Origin of the sequence: Paenibacillus sp. MY03, assembly GCF_002165585.1 — a bacterium.
GTDB classification, from domain to species: Bacteria; Bacillota; Bacilli; order Paenibacillales; family Paenibacillaceae; genus Pristimantibacillus; species Pristimantibacillus agaridevorans.
Window position 1 is genome coordinate 454,406 of record NZ_MXQD01000004.1, and the last position, 18,160, is coordinate 472,565.

Sequence of the window (18,160 nt, forward strand, 5' to 3'; positions counted from 1 at the left end):
AATTGGTTGCGATTCACTTCTTGAATAACCTCTATTATCCATAAGTTTACTTCACTCTCACCCCGGAAGCAAAAAAAAGCTCCCTAAGGAGCTTTCTTGCGATTATGAAGCGATGAGGACTTGAATGTCCAGCTCGCCGATTCCTTCCATTATTAGCGGAATCGTCAGTGCCTGCTTGGCGTTAAAGCCGGCTGTCTGTGCGGAATGGATGACCTTGGGCGGCGTAATGTCAACCTTAACACCCTGATTGTACAACATCGTACTGGCGTTGCCGCTGATCATGTTGCCCAGCTCGGAGATTGCGCTGCGGGATATCTCGTCAAGCTCAGCAATCACAAAGCCTCCCATCATAGCCGACACCATCTTGAGTGCTACCTGTTCGCTTAGTCCGAATACAATATCGCCCTTCATCTGCCCATTGAGACCGATCTGAATCCAGATATAATTCTCAACAAACTTAATGTCCTTGAGACCTAGCTGTCCTGTCGCAGGCCGAATTTGCACGACTTGCTCGATTACGATTTTTGCAGATTCAAGAAACGGGTTTATATACTCTGCCTTCATAACAGGGAAGCGCTCCTTTTTTCTCGACAAAATTCGCAGTTTGTCTTTTTGAGACTTATTATACTCGAATCACTAGGACAAGTATACTACTAAATGGCGATACGCTCCTTAAGACCTAAGCCCGTTGGTCCTGCACTGTGAGGTTGATTATTTCAAACAGCCTTGCTGCCGGCTTGTCGGCGATAACGAATTCGCATCAGACGAAGACGTTCGTAGAGCTGCTCGACCTGACGACCGGACTTCCCTTCCTCCTGCTGTCCGTATACTTGCTCAAGCACGGGCTTAAGATAACGGTCGCCCATTGCAGACATCGCTTCCCAAATCATCTGTCTCTCGGATTCAGGCACTTCGCTAAGCTCGCGTTCCACAAACGGCTCGACATCGTATCCTTCCGCCTCCAATCCTTCGATTCGAATGAGCAGCTCCCGTCTGGACAGCGATAATTGTTCTTCCAACTGGCTTAGTTGTCCGCCTTGCTGAAGAACGCTCAATATTTGTTTCTTCTCTTGCTGGCGGTCCATCAGCAGCTTATATTTGTTTTCCTTCTGCTTGCATTGCCATGTGGCGAACACGTCAGGATCCAGCCGTTCCGCCACCCAATCCAGAGGGAAGGTCGTCGTGCGCGAAGCGCCCGCTGTAACGGCTAACACATCTGCGCCGTATGCGGCATGCTTGACCTGGCCCCAGCCCGGAATTTGACGCAGCTCCTCGTCCGATTGAGGCACGAATGCGCTGATCATCCACAGCATCCGGTTCGTCGCCACAAGGTAGGCAGACTTTTTCTCCGCCCCCGCCGCCTTTCTGCGCCATTCGCGAAGGCTTTGGAACAGCTCCTGGTCGGCATGCAGCTCTCCATAACATTGCAGCATCGTCAAGTACCCGCCGTTACCCGCGCGAGGGCTCTCCAGCATGCCGTCAATAATGGGCATAAAACCAGCTCCCATCATCCGGGCGATGCCAAGCCGGAAAGCAATCATCATCTCTTCCCATGACGTGCCCTCGAACCAGACCGCCATCCGTTCCCCTTCTTCCGCATCCTCCCGCCATTCGACGGACCACCTGCCTTGATCCTCCCCAATGTACAGCTTTGCGCTTTCGATCCCCGCATCCCCCGCCGATTTCTCAAATGTGTTCATGAATACGATTTGCATACGTCACTCACCTTTCACCTCATCATTGGTAGCGAATAACGACAACGTACCGTGGAGAACAAGGTGAAACGGCTACGCCGTCCTTTGGCGGCGCGGCGCGTTTCATTCCGAGAAATATTGAGAAAGTATGGCGAAATCATATACTTTCCTATATTTGAACAAAAAAAAGCACCTCTTCCGCCAATATGGCAAAAGAGGTGCTTCCTCGTTATCACACAGTCCGTTCGTCTATTCGATTGGTTACATGCTACCATATCATCAAGAGATTTACAAGCAGAAACTGAACGGACATCCATGCACACTTTAAATGCGTGTTCAAAAAGTTCGGTTATCAGTACCCTCTTTAAATTCGCACTGCCGGCTTCCCGAGGAGTAGGGTATAATGACTACCAGCATCCATTAACGGAGGGATTTCTATGCAGCTGCCCAATTATGATTTTTTGTCGGATTCCTTGGAGGATACGTCCACCAGATTCGTCACTTTTATTACGCCCGGCCTAAAGCGGTTCGACCTCGCCATCTTGACGACCAATCGCTTTTATGGCAAGAAGCTTGTAACGGATCTGCAGTTCGGCAAAACGGCCATCATCGGTCCTGACGATCTCGAAGAGGAAGGTTATTTGGAACATGTCTTCAATCTGACGGAGGAAGAAGGCGATGAGCTGAGGCAATTTTTATATTTTGTCGTTGGCACGGTGAATTTTACCGATTAATCGGGGTACGTTATTAATGTACAACCATGACTATTTATTCAGGGAGGAAACAGCCAGTGTTTCACGGTGATTATGACGACCGCGATTATCACGATAAGCTATTGACCGAACAATCTCATGAGAATGATCTGATCGCGGAGGAGTTTCCCGAAGGACCCTACGGCTCGGACTTGCTTAGAGAATCCCTTGGCAAAAGCTCGCCTTGGCGGATGGGGCAGCATAAACAGAGCGCTTACGGCTATGAGAACAAGTCGCTGCACAAGGATCTGCCGCGGGAGTATCCCGGCGAGGACGATTATCGAGCTGGCGTTCCCGAGGTGCATGACGAGCCGTAAGCCCTATTCGCATTAAAGAGCGCCCGTAGTGGCAGCCGGCATGTGCCGGCTGCCCCCGGGCGCCGATTTTCAAAGTTCGTGAACCGTCACCTCGCTCCGTACCATAAACCTTGCGTTTACGCCGGCCTGACCGATTCCCTTCGAAATATAATAAGCTCCTTGTTCGCTTCTATGAAGGCCACGATAGATTCCCCGCTGAGACAACGGACCCTTCGGCTTCAACTTAAAGAAAAAAGGAATATTGAACTGCTTGCCATGGAAATGTCCTGCCATCAAATAATCATAATTTTGATTCATTTTTAATACGACATTAGGGTCATGGGTAATGACGATCGCGGGTTTGCTCCGCTCGATGTTCAGGAACGCCTCCGATATTCGGCTATGCCCTGTACTGTAATTGTCAATGCCAATCAATGTAAACTCGGGAAGCGACACGCTGCCGTTCCTTAATATCGCAATGCCTTGCTCCCGGAACAGCGTCAACATCTCCCGAGGGCGCGGCTGCTGGTAATCATGATTGCCGAGCACGGCATAGACAGGGACCCCGACCGCAGTAATGGCTTTCAAATATAGAGCCAGCCTGGGCAAATACTCCCGTCTGTACGTATAATCACCTGTAAGCACGATATAATCCGGCTTCTCCGCCCGGACGACGGCTTCCATCTTATCAGGTCCAATTCGAAGCATATCGACGTGAAGATCGCTGATCTGCAAAAAACGTTTTCCCAGGCCAATAGGATGAGCGACGCGTTCGATTTTGAGCCATTGCGTCGGCATTATCAATAATAAGTAGAAGAGCGCCGACATGCCTATTAAGGCAATCAGCACGATTATAAGATCACTCAGCCGCTTGAGCACCTCCCTGCGTCCTAGAAGGATAAGCCGAATTGAATCAAGCGCTCCCCGGACAGCTTAGCGAGAAAGCCGAATACTTCGGACTCGCATGTCGTTCGATCAATATCATACTCAATCAGAAGCGCGTTGACAACTTCGCCGACCGTGACCGATTCCCTTAAGAGTCCCCAGATGCGGCTCCCCGTTTCGTTAAAGTAAAAAGCCAGGCTCCGATCCGGCCACAACACGGACAACGCTCCTTCGGCGTTCCCTCCCTCGACGCACCTCCCGCTTTCCAGCCTTACAATAGGCAGGAATAAGGAAAGCGAGAACGCGGGTTCTCCCGGCATAAACAATTCCGAAGCTGTATGCAATGCAAACACCTCTATTCCCACTCGTTCTTTATAAAGAACGATCGTAAAAATTTTATCATTCGATCTTCCAGACTGTCAATGTCCTTCTCGGTTCCAAGTTTTCCCCTCAAAATCTGCTTGGAACTGTTGACAACGAATAACGTTGATGATAACCTTATCTCGAGTTCTTAATAAAGAACAAAACGTACTTTATACGATTTTCAGAACGAATTAATTTGAAATAAACAATTGATATATCCTTATATTTACGGGATGTTCACTTATTCGTCTGACTGTTCTATAACAAGAACAACTTGGAGGGCTTATGAGCGCAATCAGTAGCATTTGCAGTTTGAACGGGCAGCCCTTGGCTGTTGAATACGGTCCTCGCGTGATGGATGGTTTCGCGAAATTTCCGGCCGATTATGTCGGCATGTGGCAGCAAAATGATGTCTTCCTTGGCTGCCACGGCCAATGGATTACTCCGGAATCGCTGTCGGAGCGGCTTCCATCTTGGGATGAAGCATCCGGCCTCGCCATTACGGCCGACGCTATTATTGATAACCGCACGGAATTGTTCGATCTCCTGCATATTCATGCATCGGAGCGGGCTGCCGTGACAGACAGCCGTCTATTGCTGCTTGCTTACGAGAAGTGGGGATACGAAAGTCCTGCGTACCTTGTCGGCGATTTCGCGTTCTTGATCTGGGATGCCAGAAAACGAACTTTGTTCGGCGCGCGAGACTTCTCCGGCAATCGTACGCTTTATTACACGACTACGGGTGAATTCGCGGCATTTAGCACGACGATTGCGCCGCTGCTGTCGCTGCCTGGCGTAGAGCGCGGACTGAACGAACTATGGTTATCCGAGTTTCTGGCAATTCCGATCTCGACGGAATCGGTCGACGTTTTCTCTACTGTATATAAATCGATCCGACAGCTGCCTCCCGCCCATAGCTTCCTTCTCCGGGACGGCCGCCTCTCCTTCGCCAGATATTGCACGATTACGACGAAAAAGAAGCTCATTCTGCGTTCCAACGAGGAATATGTAGAGGCGTTCCGCGACGTATTCCGGAATGCCGTTTCCTCCAAGCTTCGCACCTTCAAAAAGGCCGGCTCCAAGTTAAGCGGCGGATTGGATTCCGGATCTGTCGCGAGCTTTGCTGCCCGTGAATTGCAGAATCACAATAAAACGCTGTACACGTTCAGCTACGTGCCGCTCGAAGGTTTCACGGACTGGACGCCAAAAAGCCGGATTGCGAACGAGCGGGACAACATTAAAGCAACCGTAGATTATGTAGGCAATATTCAGGACAGTTATTATGACTTTCCGAACTATGATCCGCTCTCGGCAATCGACGACTGGCTGGATATTCTGGAGTCGCCGTATAAATTTTACGAAAATTCATTTTGGACGAAGGGCATTTACGAAAAAGCAAGCGAAGCGGGCATGGGCGTATTGCTCAGTGGCAGCCGCGGCAATTGGACGATCTCCTGGGGACCCGTCCAAGATTATCATGTGGAGCTGCTGCGCAAATTCAAGCTGATTACGCTGTATCAAGAATTTAATTCCTTCTGCGAGAACATCGGAGTCAGCAGGAAAAAGATGTCGCGCGTCATTACTCGCAAGGCGTTCCCTCGCCTTTCTGGTCGGAGCGACTCTCAGCAAAGAGATGGTTTGCCCGAATGGATTCATCCGGAGTTCGCCGAACGAACCCATGTATATGAACGCTTAAGGGAGCATGGCTACGACTTCTGGGGCGATCCTTCACAGAACGTGTACGATGTCAGACGCAAGCAATTCGAGAAGCCCTATTACTGGACGGTAACCGGCAAGGTAGGCTGCATGCAATCCTTGCGCCACTCGTTGTGGGACCGCGATCCTACTAATGACCTTAGAGTTATACGGTTCTGCTTGTCATTGCCGGAGAACCAGTATGTGCAAAACGGTTACGGCCGCTCGTTGATACGGAGGGCAACTTCCGGTTATTTGCCCGACTCCGTTCGCCTGAATCAGCAAGTGAGGGGCATCCAGGGAGCAGACGGTTTATACCGCATGCTTCCGGCATGGAATGAACTCGTGCAGGAATTCAGGGATACGATCGATGATCCCCGTATCGCAGGTTATTTGGACGTGAAGGGGCTAAACCACGCTTGGCATGCCGTTAAAGCCTCGCCGCGACCGGAGATCGTATTCGATAACGAATTCCGCATTCTGATGCGGTCCGTTATATTGCGTCGATTCCTGCAGCGTTGCGGTTAAAGCCCGCAAGTCATATTCAGCGCTTGAGAGGAGGTGATTATATGGAAAAACAAACGAAAAAGTCGTGGCAGCAACCGCAGTTGGAGGTGCTGAATGTCAATATGACAATGGCCGGACCCGGTGTCAGATTGCCGGATGATATTCAACCGGATCCGACGGAAGTCATCCACTACAGTTAGTCCGTCGTCATTTGCATTCGTTCTGCCGCAACTGTACGGGCCGCCCTTGTACATCATCGTACAAGGGCGGCCCGCCTGACGGGCTGCGACCCATTAACGACAACAGGGAGTGATTACGATGAATATACCGGAGAAGACGACACGTTATCGCTCGTTCGGCCTGATCATCGAGAGCGAGTTCCGCTTGCCTGAGCTTCGCTTAATCGACAGTACCGACAGCGGTATGAATGGAAACATGCCTGATGTGGTTATAACTCGCCAGCCTCTCGAGAAGCTGTGGCAGGAGCTTACGAAAGTAAACGAATTTCTTGCCGTAGGAGAAAACAGTGTTCTTATTCGCGTGCCGGATACGGCCATCTTCGGTATCAAGGACGGCCGTACGATAGAGGTCTCGTCTTCCCCCACGGCCGATGAGGACAAAATCAAACTTTATTTGCTTGGCAGCTGTATGGGCATTCTGCTGATGCAGAAGCGGATTCTCCCGCTGCATGGCAGCGCGGTCGCCATTGAAGGCCAGGCTTACGCCATTGTCGGCGCATCCGGGGCGGGCAAGTCGACGCTCTCCTCCTACCTCATGGAGCGAGGCCACGAGCTGCTTAGCGACGATCTTATCGCCGTTCATATTGGCGAAGGAGGCAACCCCATCGTCATGCCTGCCTATCCGCAGCAAAAAATATGGCAGGAGTCCATGCAATTGCTAGGCAAATCCACCGCAGGCTTAAAACCCATCTACAAGCGGGAAACGAAGTTCGCCGTCCCGGTCGAAGGCGCATTTCTGGATACGCCGCTGCCGTTAGCGGGCGTATTCGAACTCACCAAACACGATAAAAATGCTGAGATCGTTCCTATCGCAGGGCTGGAACGTTTTCACGCGCTGCTCCGGCATACCTTTCGAGGTTTTCTTTTGGAACCGCTCGGACTTATGGAGTGGCACTTCCGGACATTGTCCAGATTCGCAGGGCGAATCGACATGTTCCGGCTATCCCGTCCGTTTGACGGCGACAGTCTCGCCTTCCTGTACCGACTCATGATTCAATCGACAAAAAAGGAGATGTTGTTATGATGTCAATCATGCCTCTGACTTTAACCGATGTTGTATCCTCCTGCAAACAAAATATAGTGAGCGATATGGGCGGAGAAAAAGTTATGCTCAACGTAAAGAACGGCAATTATTATAATCTGGGCCAAATCGGCGGCCGAATATGGGACTGCATCCATGACCCCGTGTCTGTAGGAGCGTTGGTAGACAGATTGACAGAAGAATTCGACGTGGACGACTCGGCATGCGCGGAGCAAGTTTTCTCGTTCCTGGAGCAGCTTCGAGGGGAAGGATTGCTCCTTGTTAACGAAGAGAATAAGAACGCTGCTAACGTTTGATCGGCTTACCGTCCTCTTATTAATAGAGGCTTTTCTTTTTTTGGGATGGGCCAAGCTGAAGTTTCGCCGCAAATTCGCCAAGATTGCGCCGGGACTTGGGGCTAAAAGCGAAGAAACCTCTCTCGACTCCGATGAGCGACATGTCAAGACGCTTAAACATATCCGATCCGCCATTGCCGTCATTAGCCGAAATACGCCATGGGAGAGCAAATGTATGGTGCAAGCGATGGCCGGCATGCAAATGCTTGAGCGCCGCGGCATCTCAAGCACCTTGTATCTCGGAACCGCACGTGATGAGCACGGCAAGCTGATCGCGCACGCTTGGCTGCGCAGCGGATCTATGTATGTAAGCGGGCACGAGGTTATGAATCAGTTCGTCGTCGTCGAGAAATTCGCCAAACACGCCCGCAGGGCCGGTTAGAGAGGTGCCCCATGCACGAGGTATGGAAATATATGAAACAAATGTTGTCTTATTCTGGAGCCGCGATATATGTGAATCTGTTCGGCATGGTCGCATCCAGCATGCTGGAGAGTGTCGGCATCCTTCTCCTCGTCCCTCTATTAGGTCTCATCGGCCTGGTCAGCCTGGACGTCGGCGGAGGATATTTTGCATGGATAGGCCAGCTATTAAGCGGCTTCTCCACGGTTACAGCCTTATGTATCGTCCTCTTTATTTATGCCGCGACGACCATAGCCCAAAGCTTTATTTACCGCAGCGTCATGATTCAGAATGTCGAGCTGCAGCATCGTTATGTCCGCGAGCTTCGCCAAGACACCTACCGCGATCTGCTCGGAGCGGGATGGCCTTACTTCTTGCGCAAGCGCGGTTCGGATCTCATCAACGTCCTTACAATCGAATTAGCTCGTGTTCTTGGCGCGCTTAATACGTCTTTTCAACTGGCCGCTTCCGTGATCTTTACGGGGATCCAGATCGGCGTAGCATTTTGGATCTCTCCCATGCTGACGGCGTTCGTCCTGATCTGCGGCGCGCTGCTGGGCCTGCTTTCCCGCAGCTTCATCCGCAGAGCAAAGCAGCTTGGCAGCCAGACCTCCCAACTGGCTCAGCGATATATGTCTGGCATTACCGACGGAATTACTGGCATCAAAGATATTAAGAGCAATTCTTTGGAACGGTCCCGGCTGGCGTGGATGCATGAGCTTACAGGCGCCATGCTGCGCGAGCAAGTGTCCTATATTACATTGCGAATGAACTCCCAACTGGTCTATAAGCTGGCTTCCACGCTCCTGGTTGCAGGCTTCATTTTAGCTGCGTTCCTTCTCTTCAAGACGCAAGGCATTCAACTGCTTACGATTACCGTTATCTTCGCCCGGCTTTGGCCGAGATTCACGGCCATCCAAGCCAATCTGGAATCGATTGCGTCCATGGCTCCGGCTTGCAGGGCCGTCACATCGCTGCGCAAGGAATGCGAAGAAGCCACGGAACGGATTGCTCCGGCTGCCGGGGAACATCCCCCCCTGACGGTCAAACTCGGCATCCAGTGCCGCAATATCCATTTTCAATACAGTCCCGATTCCCCTTATTCGCTCCAAGGCGTCGATATAACCTTACCTGCCGGCTCCATGACCGCAATCGCCGGACCGTCCGGAGCAGGCAAAAGCACGCTGATCGACGTCATTATGGGACTAATGGACCCGAGCGCGGGCGAAATCGTCGTAGACGGCACGCCGCTAGTCGGCGACACGCTGGCCGCTTATCGCAGGTCGATCGGTTATGTCCCCCAGGACCCGTTCCTGTTCAACGCAACGATCAGGGAAAACATGACGCTGGTCCTGCCGGACGCAAGTGATGAACAGATTTGGGAAGCGCTTCGATTCGCATCCTGCGCGGACTTCGTAGCCAGGCTGCCGGAAGGACTAAATACCGTCATCGGCGATCGGGGCGTCCGCTTATCCGGCGGCGAACGGCAGCGGCTTGTCCTGGCGAGAGCCATTATCCGCAAGCCCTCCGTGCTAGTGCTGGACGAGGCGACCAGCGCCCTCGATACGGAAAATGAGAGCAATATTCAAGAAGCCATCGACCGTCTTAAAGGGTCCATGACGATTATCGTTATCGCGCATCGCTTGACCACGCTGAGAGGCGCCGACCGGGTCTATGTGCTCCAGGGAGGCCGGATCGTAGAGGAAGGAGATTTTGCGAATCTGGCCGCCGATCGTGACAGTTACTTAGGCAAATCGTTTGACAAGATGTCTTCCGCCCATGTTTCATCGTTTTAAATTTACTTATAATTCCAATTAGTCCTGTTCCTTTGCATCAAATGAACCAAACTCCATTCATTTGCTTTCGTAATTGCAACATATTCGTTATAATAGAATTCATATTGTTGCTATTGCGCTGGCCAAGGAGGCATCTGCTATGATTGGAGAAAGAATTCAAATGTTTCGCAAACGGAAAGGTTTTTCGTTAACTGAGCTCTCCCAAAGAGCAGGGGTTGCGAAATCGTATTTGAGCTCCATCGAAAGAGGGCTTCAGCAGAACCCTTCCATTCAGTTTCTTGAGAAGATCGGGGAAGTGCTTGGCGTGCCTGTCGAGGAGTTTGTAGGACAGGAACAAGCGGAAGGCAGCGCCGTCCACTTAGACCGGGATTGGGAGAATTTAGTTCGGGAAGCGATGGCTTCCGGCGTAAGCAAGGAACAATTCAAGGAATTTCTGGAATTTAATAAGTGGAAATTTAACCGCGAATAACGCTGTATTTTTATACAGCGTTTTCTTTAATAATGGATTGCCCCTGCTCCTGAAGGATACGCAGTACCTTGCTCACTTCTTCCGTCGTGAGTCCCTTCGAACGCGCGCTTAACATAAGCTCTACCCACTCCGCATCCAAATCCTGCTGGTTGTCCGATATAAATCGTGTCATCCTAAAATCCCCCACTTCGTTGGGGCGGTTGCACCACTGACTCCATGCGTTGTAAGGTGCCCAGATACTAAACGCACTTCTTCGTCTCCCATATAATATGTATCCAAATTGTCCACAAACCAAATAATAGCTTATCTGGAACGAAGATGCTGTCGCTTTCTGTCTCCGGATTTTGAGAGATTGCTTCTCAATTTGTCGAATTTTTTTATAATCGTCAGATGGGCTCTGCGTATACGACGCTGCCCGCGTAACCTCTCGGATTAGCTAGCTGCCACCTCCAGGCGTCCGCACACATCTCCGCGATGCCTCGCGTCGCCTGCCAACCCAGCTCCGCATTCGCTTTGTTCGGATTGGCGTAGCAGGCACCAATATCGCCTGGCCGTCTTGCCGCTACTCGGTATGGAATCGTTTTACCCGACGCCCGTTCGAAAGCCCGAATCATCTCCAATACGCTATAGCCGCATCCCGTGCCTAGATTATAAACATGGATGCCTGCGGCGGAAGCCAGCTTATCGATGGCCCTAAGATGCCCCTGCGCCAGATCGACGACGTGGATATAATCCCTGACGCCCGTACCGTCGGGCGTATCGTAATCGTCGCCGAATACGGCAACTTCCTTGAGCTTGCCCACCGCGACCTGCGCGATATAAGGCATCAGATTGCCCGGCACTCCGCTCGGGTCCTCGCCGATCCGGCCGCTCTCATGTGCGCCGACGGGATTAAAGTAACGAAGAATGCCAATGCTCCAACGCGGATCGGAGCATACGAGATCATCCAGCATTTGCTCGATCATTTGTTTCGTTCGGCCATATGGATTAATGGCCCCCACGGGGGCTTCCTCGGAAATCGGCACCTGCTTGGGCATGCCGTATACGGTAGCAGACGAGCTAAAGAGCAGCCGGCGGACGCCGAACTCCTCCATCACACTGCATAACGTCATCGTACTCATCAGATTTTGATGGTAATACTTAAGCGGCAGCTGCACCGATTCTCCAACGGCCTTTAGTCCGGCAAAGTGGATGACCGCCTCGATGTCGTGATTGCGGAATACCGTCCGCAGCGCCTCCCTGTCCACCAAGTCCTGGATATAGACCGGGAAAGACCTGTTTGCGATTTCGGCTACCCGACGAAGTGCTTCTCCGTGGCTATTGGACAGATTATCAATGACGACGATGTCCTTCCCTTGACTCAATAACTCGACGCAGGTGTGGCTTCCGATATATCCCGCTCCGCCTGTTACTAATATGGCCATTGCAGAACTCCTCCGATCAGCTTGAATTCCTTACAAAGAACATTTTATAGTTATGTTGTTCTTAATTAAGAACATTGTAACATACGTTTGTTCTTTTGTCTGCTATAACATGATACAGTTTGTATAATAAACAAAAGCCCTCCCGCCGCCTTTAGAAGCGGCAAGAGGGCAATAGGCATACGGCTCGCAATCCTTAAGATCCTGTTCGGGCTGCCTTTAATAACAAGTCTTGCGGATCGTCCTTCATAATCCCGTTTGCCCAACGTTCGATCAATATCTTCATTCCATTTAAAGAGACATGCTTAGCAGAAGTCCCCCGTTGAGTGTCCGCGTTGATCTCGCCTGGCTCGATTTCGCTCCCGGACCGACATGACCGCAATTTCTCCCGCGCGCGGAATAACAGGGATCGGACGGCGGACATCGTGTACCCCAGACCTTGGGCAATCTCGTTCATCGTATAGCCGAAATAATCGGCGAGCAGCCAGACTTTCAATTGATTGGCGGGCAGCTTGGCGGCCAGCCATTCTATCCAACCATTGATCTCAAAATAGCAGCTGTCCCGGCGCCCCTCTTCCAGTGCCAAATCGTCAGACGTCTCGCGTATCCTTCGTTTCCTGTACCCGTCGATCCGCTTGTTCCTTGCGACCTTCATCAGGAAAGGCCGTATCTCCTTGATCTCTCCCCGCCGCTTATAATAACGGAATGCCAGCGCCACCGTCTCCTGCAACAGATCCTCTCCGTCCCAGGTCGAGCCCGTCAAATAGACGCAATATTGCCGAAGCTCCCGCAGCAAGGGCTTAACGGCTTCTTCGAATGCGTTTCCGCTCGTCATGACGAGTCTCTCCTTTCCGTTGCGTCCCCCGCCGCTTGAGGCTCCAGCCGAATTCCGGTATCGTCTACGATCAACTTGACTTTATCTCTGATGGCAAGCCGCTCCCTATACTCAGCCGGGATTTGCAGCCTCCCGAACCTGTCCACGACAGCGTATTCCTCGTAATCGCGGAACGCTCCGGCGGATACTTCAGCTGCTTCGTTGGCTGAGTCTTCCGCAGCTTTCCCTTCTTGCCCTCTTTCGGCTTCCCGCTTAATCAGCTCGGAGCTGGTCATCCCGTCGCGAATCGCTACGACGCGATCTACCTTGCCCGCAAGACCCATGTCGTGCGTGACGATGACGATCGTGACGCCGGTCTCTTCGTTAAGCTTGCGGAAGATGCCCATAATGGTATCCGCGGTCCCCGCGTCGACAGATCCGGTAGGTTCGTCCGCCAGCAACAGCGACGGGCGGTTCGCGAGGGAGATGGCAATGGCCGTGCGCTGCTGCTCGCCTCCCGACAGCTGAACCAGCTTATTGCCGCTGCGATGCGTCAGCCCTACCCATTCGATAAGCTGTTTGGCATACGTCTCGTCAATGCGCCCCGCAACCATCATCGCCGTCTCCACATTCTCCAGCACGGTCAGATAGGGAAGCAGGTTGCGCGAATTATTTTGCCAGATGAAGCCGACCGTACGCTGCTTATAGAATACTCGCTCCTTCTCGGTCATCTGCAGAAGATCCCAATCGCCGATCAAGGCCTTGCCGGCAGTAGGGACGTCAAGGCCGCCAAGCACGTTAAGGAGCGTCGACTTGCCGCTTCCGCTATTGCCGATGATCGCAATCATTTCGCCCGCATTCACTTGAAGATTAAGCCCCTGCAGAGCAACGACCTCCACATCGTCCGACTTGAATATTTTCACTAATCCTTCGCACTGGATCATCCTTATCTCTCCTCTCCCAGCTTAACCGCTTGATGAACACGAAGCTTCAAGATTTGCGCGATCAGCAGACTCCCCCCAACCGTAATCATGGCTACTACGATGATAAGAAGCTGCATGGTATCCTTTAAATCGAAAACGATAACGAACGGCGGTACTTGACCGCTCGCTCCCGATTGAAGGAACGGGATAAAGAGCCGGCTCGCCGCTCGGCCGATGCCAAGTCCCAGAACGATCGCGAGACCTGTCGTGAGCAGCTGCTCCAGCAACAGCATGAGCGTCAACTGGCCGCGCATCAACCCCGTCGCCCGCAGGATGCCGAGCTGCACCGTACGCCTTGCCAGGCTGAATACCCAGAAAAGCAAATAACCGATAAAGGAAATCGCCACCGAGACGATAAATCCCAGCGACAGGATGCCATAGGTACCTTCCCGCTCGGGCAGGAGCTTTCTCAGCTTCCATTCGTTGCGCGCGTCGCTAAGCGTGGACGTCTCTATGCCTTGGGCCCGCAAATGTTCGACGATCGGCATTGCCTTGGCGTCATCCTCCATGTCAAGCCACAACGCGTAAGGGGTCAGCTGGATATGCTCGTACAAGTAATCCAAATGCGCAACGACGAAAGGCGTGTCGGGATCCAGAGACGGCCAATAATCGGAAATGCCCGCGATCACTAATTCGATAGGGGTGCCTTGCACCGTCATTTGGAGAAGGTCGCCTTGCTTTAAGCCGTGTTTCTCCGCAAACATGCCGGAAATAATCGCGCCTTGCTCGTATTCGCCCATCCAGCGAAGCAAGGTGAAAGGATGGGCGCTCTCGTAGAGGTCGATACGCCACCAAGAGCTCCGGGCAAAATCGGCATTATCGATGCCCATCAGCTTGCCCTTGCCGAGTCCCTTGCCCGCGATCGACAGTTCGCCTTCCAATTGCAGGACGCGAGCCGACGATCTCACCCCCGGCATATTCTCGAACGGTGTCTGGGGAGGCTCCGTGTAGACGGTATCCCGAGGCTGATCCTCCGGAATATAGTTGCCCTCCTCGTCAAACAGTTGGACCTCCCCTTCCCATACGGGCTGCAGCACGACATCGGCGCCGTTGCCGTACAGGAGCCTTTCGCTTTCATTGCGATCCATCGTTCTAGCGGCGGAAGCGTGGAAGATGCCGAGACCCAGCGTCATGATCAGGAGAAGCATCAGCGGATAATACGAGCGGTGCGAGCGCGACAGCTGAACGAATACCAGATGGAGCGAAACCGGCAGCATGCGTCGGAACAACGAATGCAACAGTTGCAGCGCTAGCGGGAACAACCTTAAGGCGACAAGTCCTGCTGCGAACATGGCTGCCGCGGGAATGAGAAAAAATAGCGGCTGCACCTGCATTGCGCCTCCTTCTCCTGCGCCCCCGGTCAATACTCGTCCGCTTTCGAAGCCGTACCAACCTAACCCAGCCAGCGCCAGCAGAGCCGCATCGAGATACCATCGCTGCCACAGCGGCGGCCGGTCGCTCCTCGCCTGCCGCTTCTTGTAGGCCACGATCGACTGCTTCCCGAACGAGCCTAACGGAAGCGTGCCCGCGACTATGGCAACGACGACGGCCGCCAAGCCATACCAGCCGGACAAGACGCTCCAGTCGACCGCCGCTTCCTTGCCCGGCTGGAATTGCATAAAGCCGTCCGTCCACACCATGACGCGCGCCATCCCGATCGCCAGCAGCATGCCGACCAGCCAGGCGATCGCTCCCAGCATGGCACTCTCCAGGAGGAAGATTCCATAGATCAGTCGCATCCGGGCGCCCCGGCTCCGGAGAACGGCAATGTCGTTGCGCTGCCGCTCCAGCGCCTGACCGGCGTTCATATAGATGAAATAGAAACACATGGCGAGCATCGGCACGGCCAACGCAACAAGCTGCGCCTGCAGCTTGACGTCTTCGCTCCGAAACTTCTCGATAAGTCCAAGGAAGCTTATATCGACGCGCAGCTCGCGCAGCATTCGGAACAGATCGCTCTCCAGCCGCTTCATGCTGTTCTCGAGACGCGCCAAGTCGCTGCGATCCAAATTCGCCAGTTCGTATAAGCCGTACCAATTGGCTGAGGCTACATTGCCTCCCAGCTCCCCCAGCACTCTCTCCTCCATGGCTTGCGGAGATATCATCAGCATGCCGGAGAGCGAGGCTAATCCCTGGTACCAGTACGGCGAAGCTTCATCCTTCGGACGAAACACCCCGACAATGACGAATTCCGCCTTCTGGTTGCCGGTACGCGTCTGTACCGTGTAGGAATAGATATCCCCGACCTTCAGGAATTGGCGAGCAAGCGCCTCTTCCGATACGATGGCTTCGATCGGGCCTTCCTTGGAGGCGTCCCCGTACATCCGGCCGTCCGTCAGCTCCACCTGCTCCTTCAAGCCGGTCTGCGACATTAACGTCATCTGCCGTCTGCGGTTGTCGGCCTTCCCCTCGCCGCCGGGTCGAAGCTGCGATTGCGCCAGAGAATACGCCTCGACGGATTGTTTTCTGGGATATCCGATTTGCGATGGCAGCCGGTTCGCGACATAATCGTTAACCGTCTGCAGCTCCTCTACCTTCGTATGCGTACCCCGCGCGGCCTGATAACGAAGCAGCAGCGACCCCGGCGGCGCCGAGCCTGCGTCCTCCGTCAGCGACGAAACCATCAATTTCTTTAGCGCATGCTCCGTATAGACCGGTATGCAGGCGGTAAACGCTACGGCAATCAACAACCCCAGCATCGTGCTGGCCGTCAATATCCGGTTATTCCACATTTTTCGCCGGACGAACCGGAGCATCCCCTTCATCGCCCAACCACCTTCTGTCCGGGCTCAAGCCCTTTCAAGATCTCCACCTCGGTCGAGGTCGACAGGCCTACCTCCACATCCACCTCGCGTTTGTTGCCCTCCGCATCGACCACCTGCACGTAATTTCTGCCCGAGCCCGTGCGCAGCGCGGCGGGAGGAATGAGCACGGCATCCTTCTTCCTCTCCGTAACGACGGCTGCGCTTAGCGGGGTGCCGGACTTCGCGTCCTTGGGGAAATTATCGAGTTCGATAAGCACGAACGCATCGAGCGCTCCTCCCTTCCCGCCCGAAGCGGAAGCAATGGGCATCCGCGACACCTTCCCCTTGAAGCTGCCCAGCGTATTGATCTGCACCTGCGCCTCCATGCCGATCGCTATCTTCTCTTGGTCGGAAGCGGAGAACCCCGCCGCCACGACAAGCTTCGTCCAATCCGCAATTTCGCCGATTGTCTCGTACGCGTTTGCCATATCGCCGACTTCCTTCGCGAAGGATACGATCGTTCCGTCGAAAGGGGCCGTTAGCTCCGACGCGTCCAGCTTTGCCTGCAGCTCATCTCTCTCGCTTACTAGCAGCTCGAAATTCAGCTCGTCAAGTTCTTTCTGCATGGGCGTGCGGCTGTCGTCCCTGAGCTTCTCGATCATGGCAAGCTCCGCTTGCCGAACCTCGATATTTTTGCGCTTTAACTGCGTCTCCAGCGTACCGGTCGCAAGCTTCGCGATGGTCTGACCCTTTTTCACCGTGTCGCCCGCTTTGACCATGAGCTCCGAAATCTGTCCGCTTTCGCCCCCGAATTTCAGTTCTTCTTGCCGGGCGGACATCAGCTTGCCCGTAGCGCTTACCTTCGTCTCTATGTCCGCCCTGGCCACGGTAAATTCCGGTTTTTTCGAAAGCTTGGGAGGCTCGATCAATTGGATCAGCTCCGCATCCGACGCTTCGGGGGACAGACTGCAGCCCGATGCTGTCATCCATACCGACGTGAGCGCTAACGCCAGCATGAACCTCCATTTCTTACTTCCCCAGCCTGCCATCGGCCATTTCATAAACATTATCCGCTACCTCCAGCATCGTTTGATCATGTGTCGTCATGCAGATCGTCATGCCATCGCCCTGCAGCTGCCGGAAAAGAGCCAATATCCGCTTCGACATTGCCGTATCCAGCTCGGCAGTAGGTTCGTCCGCCAGCAGGAGCTTCGGAGAAGGAGCGACCGCTTTCGCGATCGCCACCCTCTGTTGCTCTCCGCCGGACAACTCGTATGGGCGGTGCAGCGGCCGCTTGGCCATGCCGACAAGCTCCAGGCAAAGATTAATTCTCTCCTCCCATAAGCCGGACGGCGTGCCTGCCATGCGCAGGCCCAGCTCCACGTTCTCCTTTACGGACAGCAGCGGATGCAACGCGTAGGATTGGAACACGAATCCAATCTGTCTTTGCCGCAGCTTCGTCCGGCCTTTATCGCCAAGAGCCTGAAGCGGTTGTCCATCCACGACTGTCGATCCCTCCGAGGGCAGATCCAGTCCCCCCATAATGTTCAGCAATGTCGTCTTCCCCGAGCCCGACCGTCCTCTAAGCATAACCAGGCTGCCGGCCGTCAGGGTCAAGTCGATTCCCTTCAGCACTTCAACGCGCGCGGCTCCTGCTCCGAATGACTTTTCTACTCCGCTAAGCTGAACGATCGGCGATTCCACTATGCTCCCCGTCTCCATGAC

General features: G+C 53.4%; 20 protein-coding genes and 1 riboswitch. Of the genes, 9 read left to right on the forward strand and 11 right to left on the reverse strand.

Going from position 1 to position 18,160, the window contains the following annotated elements; translation table 11 throughout:
• Positions 1-102: 102 nt before the first annotated feature.
• Positions 103-564, reverse strand: a complete 462-nt coding sequence (locus B1748_RS04485) for a chemotaxis protein CheX (protein ID WP_087566656.1) — start codon at positions 562-564, stop codon at positions 103-105.
• A gap of 152 nt (positions 565-716) precedes the next feature.
• The gene (locus B1748_RS04490) at positions 717-1,715 is read right to left on the reverse strand and encodes an HRDC domain-containing protein (RefSeq protein WP_087566657.1); all 999 of its coding nucleotides are present in this window, start codon (positions 1,713-1,715) and stop codon (positions 717-719) included.
• A gap of 416 nt (positions 1,716-2,131) precedes the next feature.
• On the opposite strand from B1748_RS04490, the gene B1748_RS04495 reads away from it, so the two are divergent.
• Both B1748_RS04495 and B1748_RS04500 read left to right on the forward strand, forming a co-directional pair.
• The gene (locus B1748_RS04495) at positions 2,132-2,428 is read left to right on the forward strand and encodes a DUF3055 domain-containing protein (protein ID WP_179215380.1); all 297 of its coding nucleotides are present in this window, start codon (positions 2,132-2,134) and stop codon (positions 2,426-2,428) included.
• A gap of 56 nt (positions 2,429-2,484) precedes the next feature.
• Entirely contained in the window at positions 2,485-2,763 is a 279-nt protein-coding gene (locus B1748_RS04500; RefSeq protein WP_087566658.1) for a hypothetical protein, read from the forward strand.
• Between the two features lie 69 nt (positions 2,764-2,832).
• On the opposite strand, the gene B1748_RS04505 is transcribed toward B1748_RS04500, so the two are convergent.
• Both B1748_RS04505 and B1748_RS04510 read right to left on the reverse strand, forming a co-directional pair.
• The gene (locus B1748_RS04505; protein WP_256975522.1) at positions 2,833-3,621 is read right to left on the reverse strand and encodes a metallophosphoesterase; all 789 of its coding nucleotides are present in this window, start codon (positions 3,619-3,621) and stop codon (positions 2,833-2,835) included.
• A gap of 11 nt (positions 3,622-3,632) precedes the next feature.
• Positions 3,633-3,971, reverse strand: a complete 339-nt coding sequence (locus B1748_RS04510; RefSeq protein WP_087566659.1) for a PqqD family peptide modification chaperone — start codon at positions 3,969-3,971, stop codon at positions 3,633-3,635.
• 304 nt (positions 3,972-4,275) lie between these two features.
• On the opposite strand from B1748_RS04510, the gene B1748_RS04515 reads away from it, so the two are divergent.
• The 7 genes from B1748_RS04515 (at position 4,276) to B1748_RS04540 (ending at position 10,473) form a co-directional block, all read left to right on the forward strand.
• A complete protein-coding gene (locus B1748_RS04515) occupies positions 4,276-6,213 on the forward strand; it encodes an asparagine synthase-related protein (RefSeq protein ID WP_087566660.1) in 1,938 nt (645 codons plus the stop codon).
• A 41-nt stretch (positions 6,214-6,254) separates the two neighbouring features.
• Positions 6,255-6,392 carry a paeninodin family lasso peptide gene (locus tag B1748_RS36295; RefSeq protein WP_108993708.1) on the forward strand — a complete coding sequence of 46 codons (138 nt, stop codon included), beginning with the start codon at positions 6,255-6,257 and terminating at the stop codon, positions 6,390-6,392.
• 118 nt (positions 6,393-6,510) lie between these two features.
• Positions 6,511-7,455: a phosphoenolpyruvate carboxykinase (ATP) gene (locus B1748_RS04520; RefSeq protein ID WP_179215382.1), complete on the forward strand. Its 945-nt coding sequence runs from the start codon at positions 6,511-6,513 to the stop codon at positions 7,453-7,455.
• Positions 7,452-7,769 carry a lasso peptide biosynthesis PqqD family chaperone gene (locus B1748_RS04525; RefSeq protein WP_087566661.1) on the forward strand — a complete coding sequence of 106 codons (318 nt, stop codon included), beginning with the start codon at positions 7,452-7,454 and terminating at the stop codon, positions 7,767-7,769. Before B1748_RS04520 ends, B1748_RS04525 begins: the two co-directional genes overlap by 4 nt.
• Positions 7,732-8,190, forward strand: a complete 459-nt coding sequence (locus B1748_RS04530; RefSeq protein ID WP_087566662.1) for a lasso peptide biosynthesis B2 protein — start codon at positions 7,732-7,734, stop codon at positions 8,188-8,190. The genes B1748_RS04525 and B1748_RS04530 overlap by 38 nt, the downstream gene beginning before the upstream one ends.
• A gap of 11 nt (positions 8,191-8,201) precedes the next feature.
• Positions 8,202-10,004: an ABC transporter ATP-binding protein gene (locus tag B1748_RS04535; RefSeq protein WP_087566663.1), complete on the forward strand. Its 1,803-nt coding sequence runs from the start codon at positions 8,202-8,204 to the stop codon at positions 10,002-10,004.
• Positions 10,005-10,143: 139 nt separating this feature from the next.
• A complete protein-coding gene (locus B1748_RS04540; RefSeq protein WP_087566664.1) occupies positions 10,144-10,473 on the forward strand; it encodes a helix-turn-helix domain-containing protein in 330 nt (109 codons plus the stop codon).
• A gap of 10 nt (positions 10,474-10,483) precedes the next feature.
• Here the strand turns inward: B1748_RS04540 and B1748_RS36720 are convergent, their stop codons facing one another.
• The 7 genes from B1748_RS36720 to B1748_RS04570 all read right to left on the reverse strand — a co-directional run bounded on the left by B1748_RS36720 (position 10,484) and on the right by B1748_RS04570 (position 18,157).
• Positions 10,484-10,645, reverse strand: a complete 162-nt coding sequence (locus tag B1748_RS36720; RefSeq protein ID WP_179215383.1) for a hypothetical protein — start codon at positions 10,643-10,645, stop codon at positions 10,484-10,486.
• Positions 10,646-10,658: 13 nt separating this feature from the next.
• A riboswitch (cyclic di-GMP riboswitch) is annotated at positions 10,659-10,743 on the reverse strand.
• Between the two features lie 116 nt (positions 10,744-10,859).
• Complete coding sequence (gene galE, locus B1748_RS04545) at positions 10,860-11,897, reverse strand: UDP-glucose 4-epimerase GalE (RefSeq protein ID WP_087566665.1); 1,038 nt, start codon at positions 11,895-11,897, stop codon at positions 10,860-10,862.
• A 193-nt stretch (positions 11,898-12,090) separates the two neighbouring features.
• A complete protein-coding gene (locus B1748_RS04550; protein WP_087566666.1) occupies positions 12,091-12,729 on the reverse strand; it encodes an RNA polymerase sigma factor in 639 nt (212 codons plus the stop codon).
• Complete coding sequence (locus B1748_RS04555; protein WP_087566667.1) at positions 12,726-13,652, reverse strand: ATP-binding cassette domain-containing protein; 927 nt, start codon at positions 13,650-13,652, stop codon at positions 12,726-12,728. Before B1748_RS04555 ends, B1748_RS04550 begins: the two co-directional genes overlap by 4 nt.
• Positions 13,653-13,654: 2 nt before the next feature.
• Complete coding sequence (locus B1748_RS04560) at positions 13,655-16,456, reverse strand: ABC transporter permease (RefSeq protein ID WP_087566668.1); 2,802 nt, start codon at positions 16,454-16,456, stop codon at positions 13,655-13,657.
• Entirely contained in the window at positions 16,453-17,502 is a 1,050-nt protein-coding gene (locus tag B1748_RS04565; RefSeq protein ID WP_256975523.1) for an efflux RND transporter periplasmic adaptor subunit, read from the reverse strand. Before B1748_RS04565 ends, B1748_RS04560 begins: the two co-directional genes overlap by 4 nt.
• On the reverse strand, positions 17,465-18,157 hold the full coding sequence (locus B1748_RS04570) for an ABC transporter ATP-binding protein (protein WP_087566669.1): 693 nt from the start codon (positions 18,155-18,157) through the stop codon (positions 17,465-17,467). The genes B1748_RS04565 and B1748_RS04570 overlap by 38 nt, the downstream gene beginning before the upstream one ends.
• Positions 18,158-18,160: the final 3 nt, after the last annotated feature.

Coding starts and splice junctions, on each gene's coding strand:
- B1748_RS04485 (WP_087566656.1), bottom strand. CDS start 564: ATGAAGGCAGAGTATATAAACCCGTTTCTTGAATCTGCAAAAATCGTA.
- B1748_RS04540 (WP_087566664.1), top strand. CDS start 10,144: ATGATTGGAGAAAGAATTCAAATGTTTCGCAAACGGAAAGGTTTTTCG.
- B1748_RS04535 (WP_087566663.1), top strand. CDS start 8,202: ATGCACGAGGTATGGAAATATATGAAACAAATGTTGTCTTATTCTGGA.
- B1748_RS04495 (WP_179215380.1), top strand. CDS start 2,132: ATGCAGCTGCCCAATTATGATTTTTTGTCGGATTCCTTGGAGGATACG.
- B1748_RS04550 (WP_087566666.1), bottom strand. CDS start 12,729: ATGACGAGCGGAAACGCATTCGAAGAAGCCGTTAAGCCCTTGCTGCGG.
- B1748_RS04565 (WP_256975523.1), bottom strand. CDS start 17,502: ATGTTTATGAAATGGCCGATGGCAGGCTGGGGAAGTAAGAAATGGAGG.
- B1748_RS04560 (WP_087566668.1), bottom strand. CDS start 16,456: ATGAAGGGGATGCTCCGGTTCGTCCGGCGAAAAATGTGGAATAACCGG.
- B1748_RS36720 (WP_179215383.1), bottom strand. CDS start 10,645: ATGACACGATTTATATCGGACAACCAGCAGGATTTGGATGCGGAGTGG.
- B1748_RS04520 (WP_179215382.1), top strand. CDS start 6,511: ATGAATATACCGGAGAAGACGACACGTTATCGCTCGTTCGGCCTGATC.
- B1748_RS04525 (WP_087566661.1), top strand. CDS start 7,452: ATGATGTCAATCATGCCTCTGACTTTAACCGATGTTGTATCCTCCTGC.
- B1748_RS04555 (WP_087566667.1), bottom strand. CDS start 13,652: ATGATCCAGTGCGAAGGATTAGTGAAAATATTCAAGTCGGACGATGTG.
- B1748_RS36295 (WP_108993708.1), top strand. CDS start 6,255: ATGGAAAAACAAACGAAAAAGTCGTGGCAGCAACCGCAGTTGGAGGTG.
- galE (WP_087566665.1), bottom strand. CDS start 11,897: ATGGCCATATTAGTAACAGGCGGAGCGGGATATATCGGAAGCCACACC.
- B1748_RS04490 (WP_087566657.1), bottom strand. CDS start 1,715: ATGCAAATCGTATTCATGAACACATTTGAGAAATCGGCGGGGGATGCG.
- B1748_RS04515 (WP_087566660.1), top strand. CDS start 4,276: ATGAGCGCAATCAGTAGCATTTGCAGTTTGAACGGGCAGCCCTTGGCT.
- B1748_RS04570 (WP_087566669.1), bottom strand. CDS start 18,157: ATGGAGACGGGGAGCATAGTGGAATCGCCGATCGTTCAGCTTAGCGGA.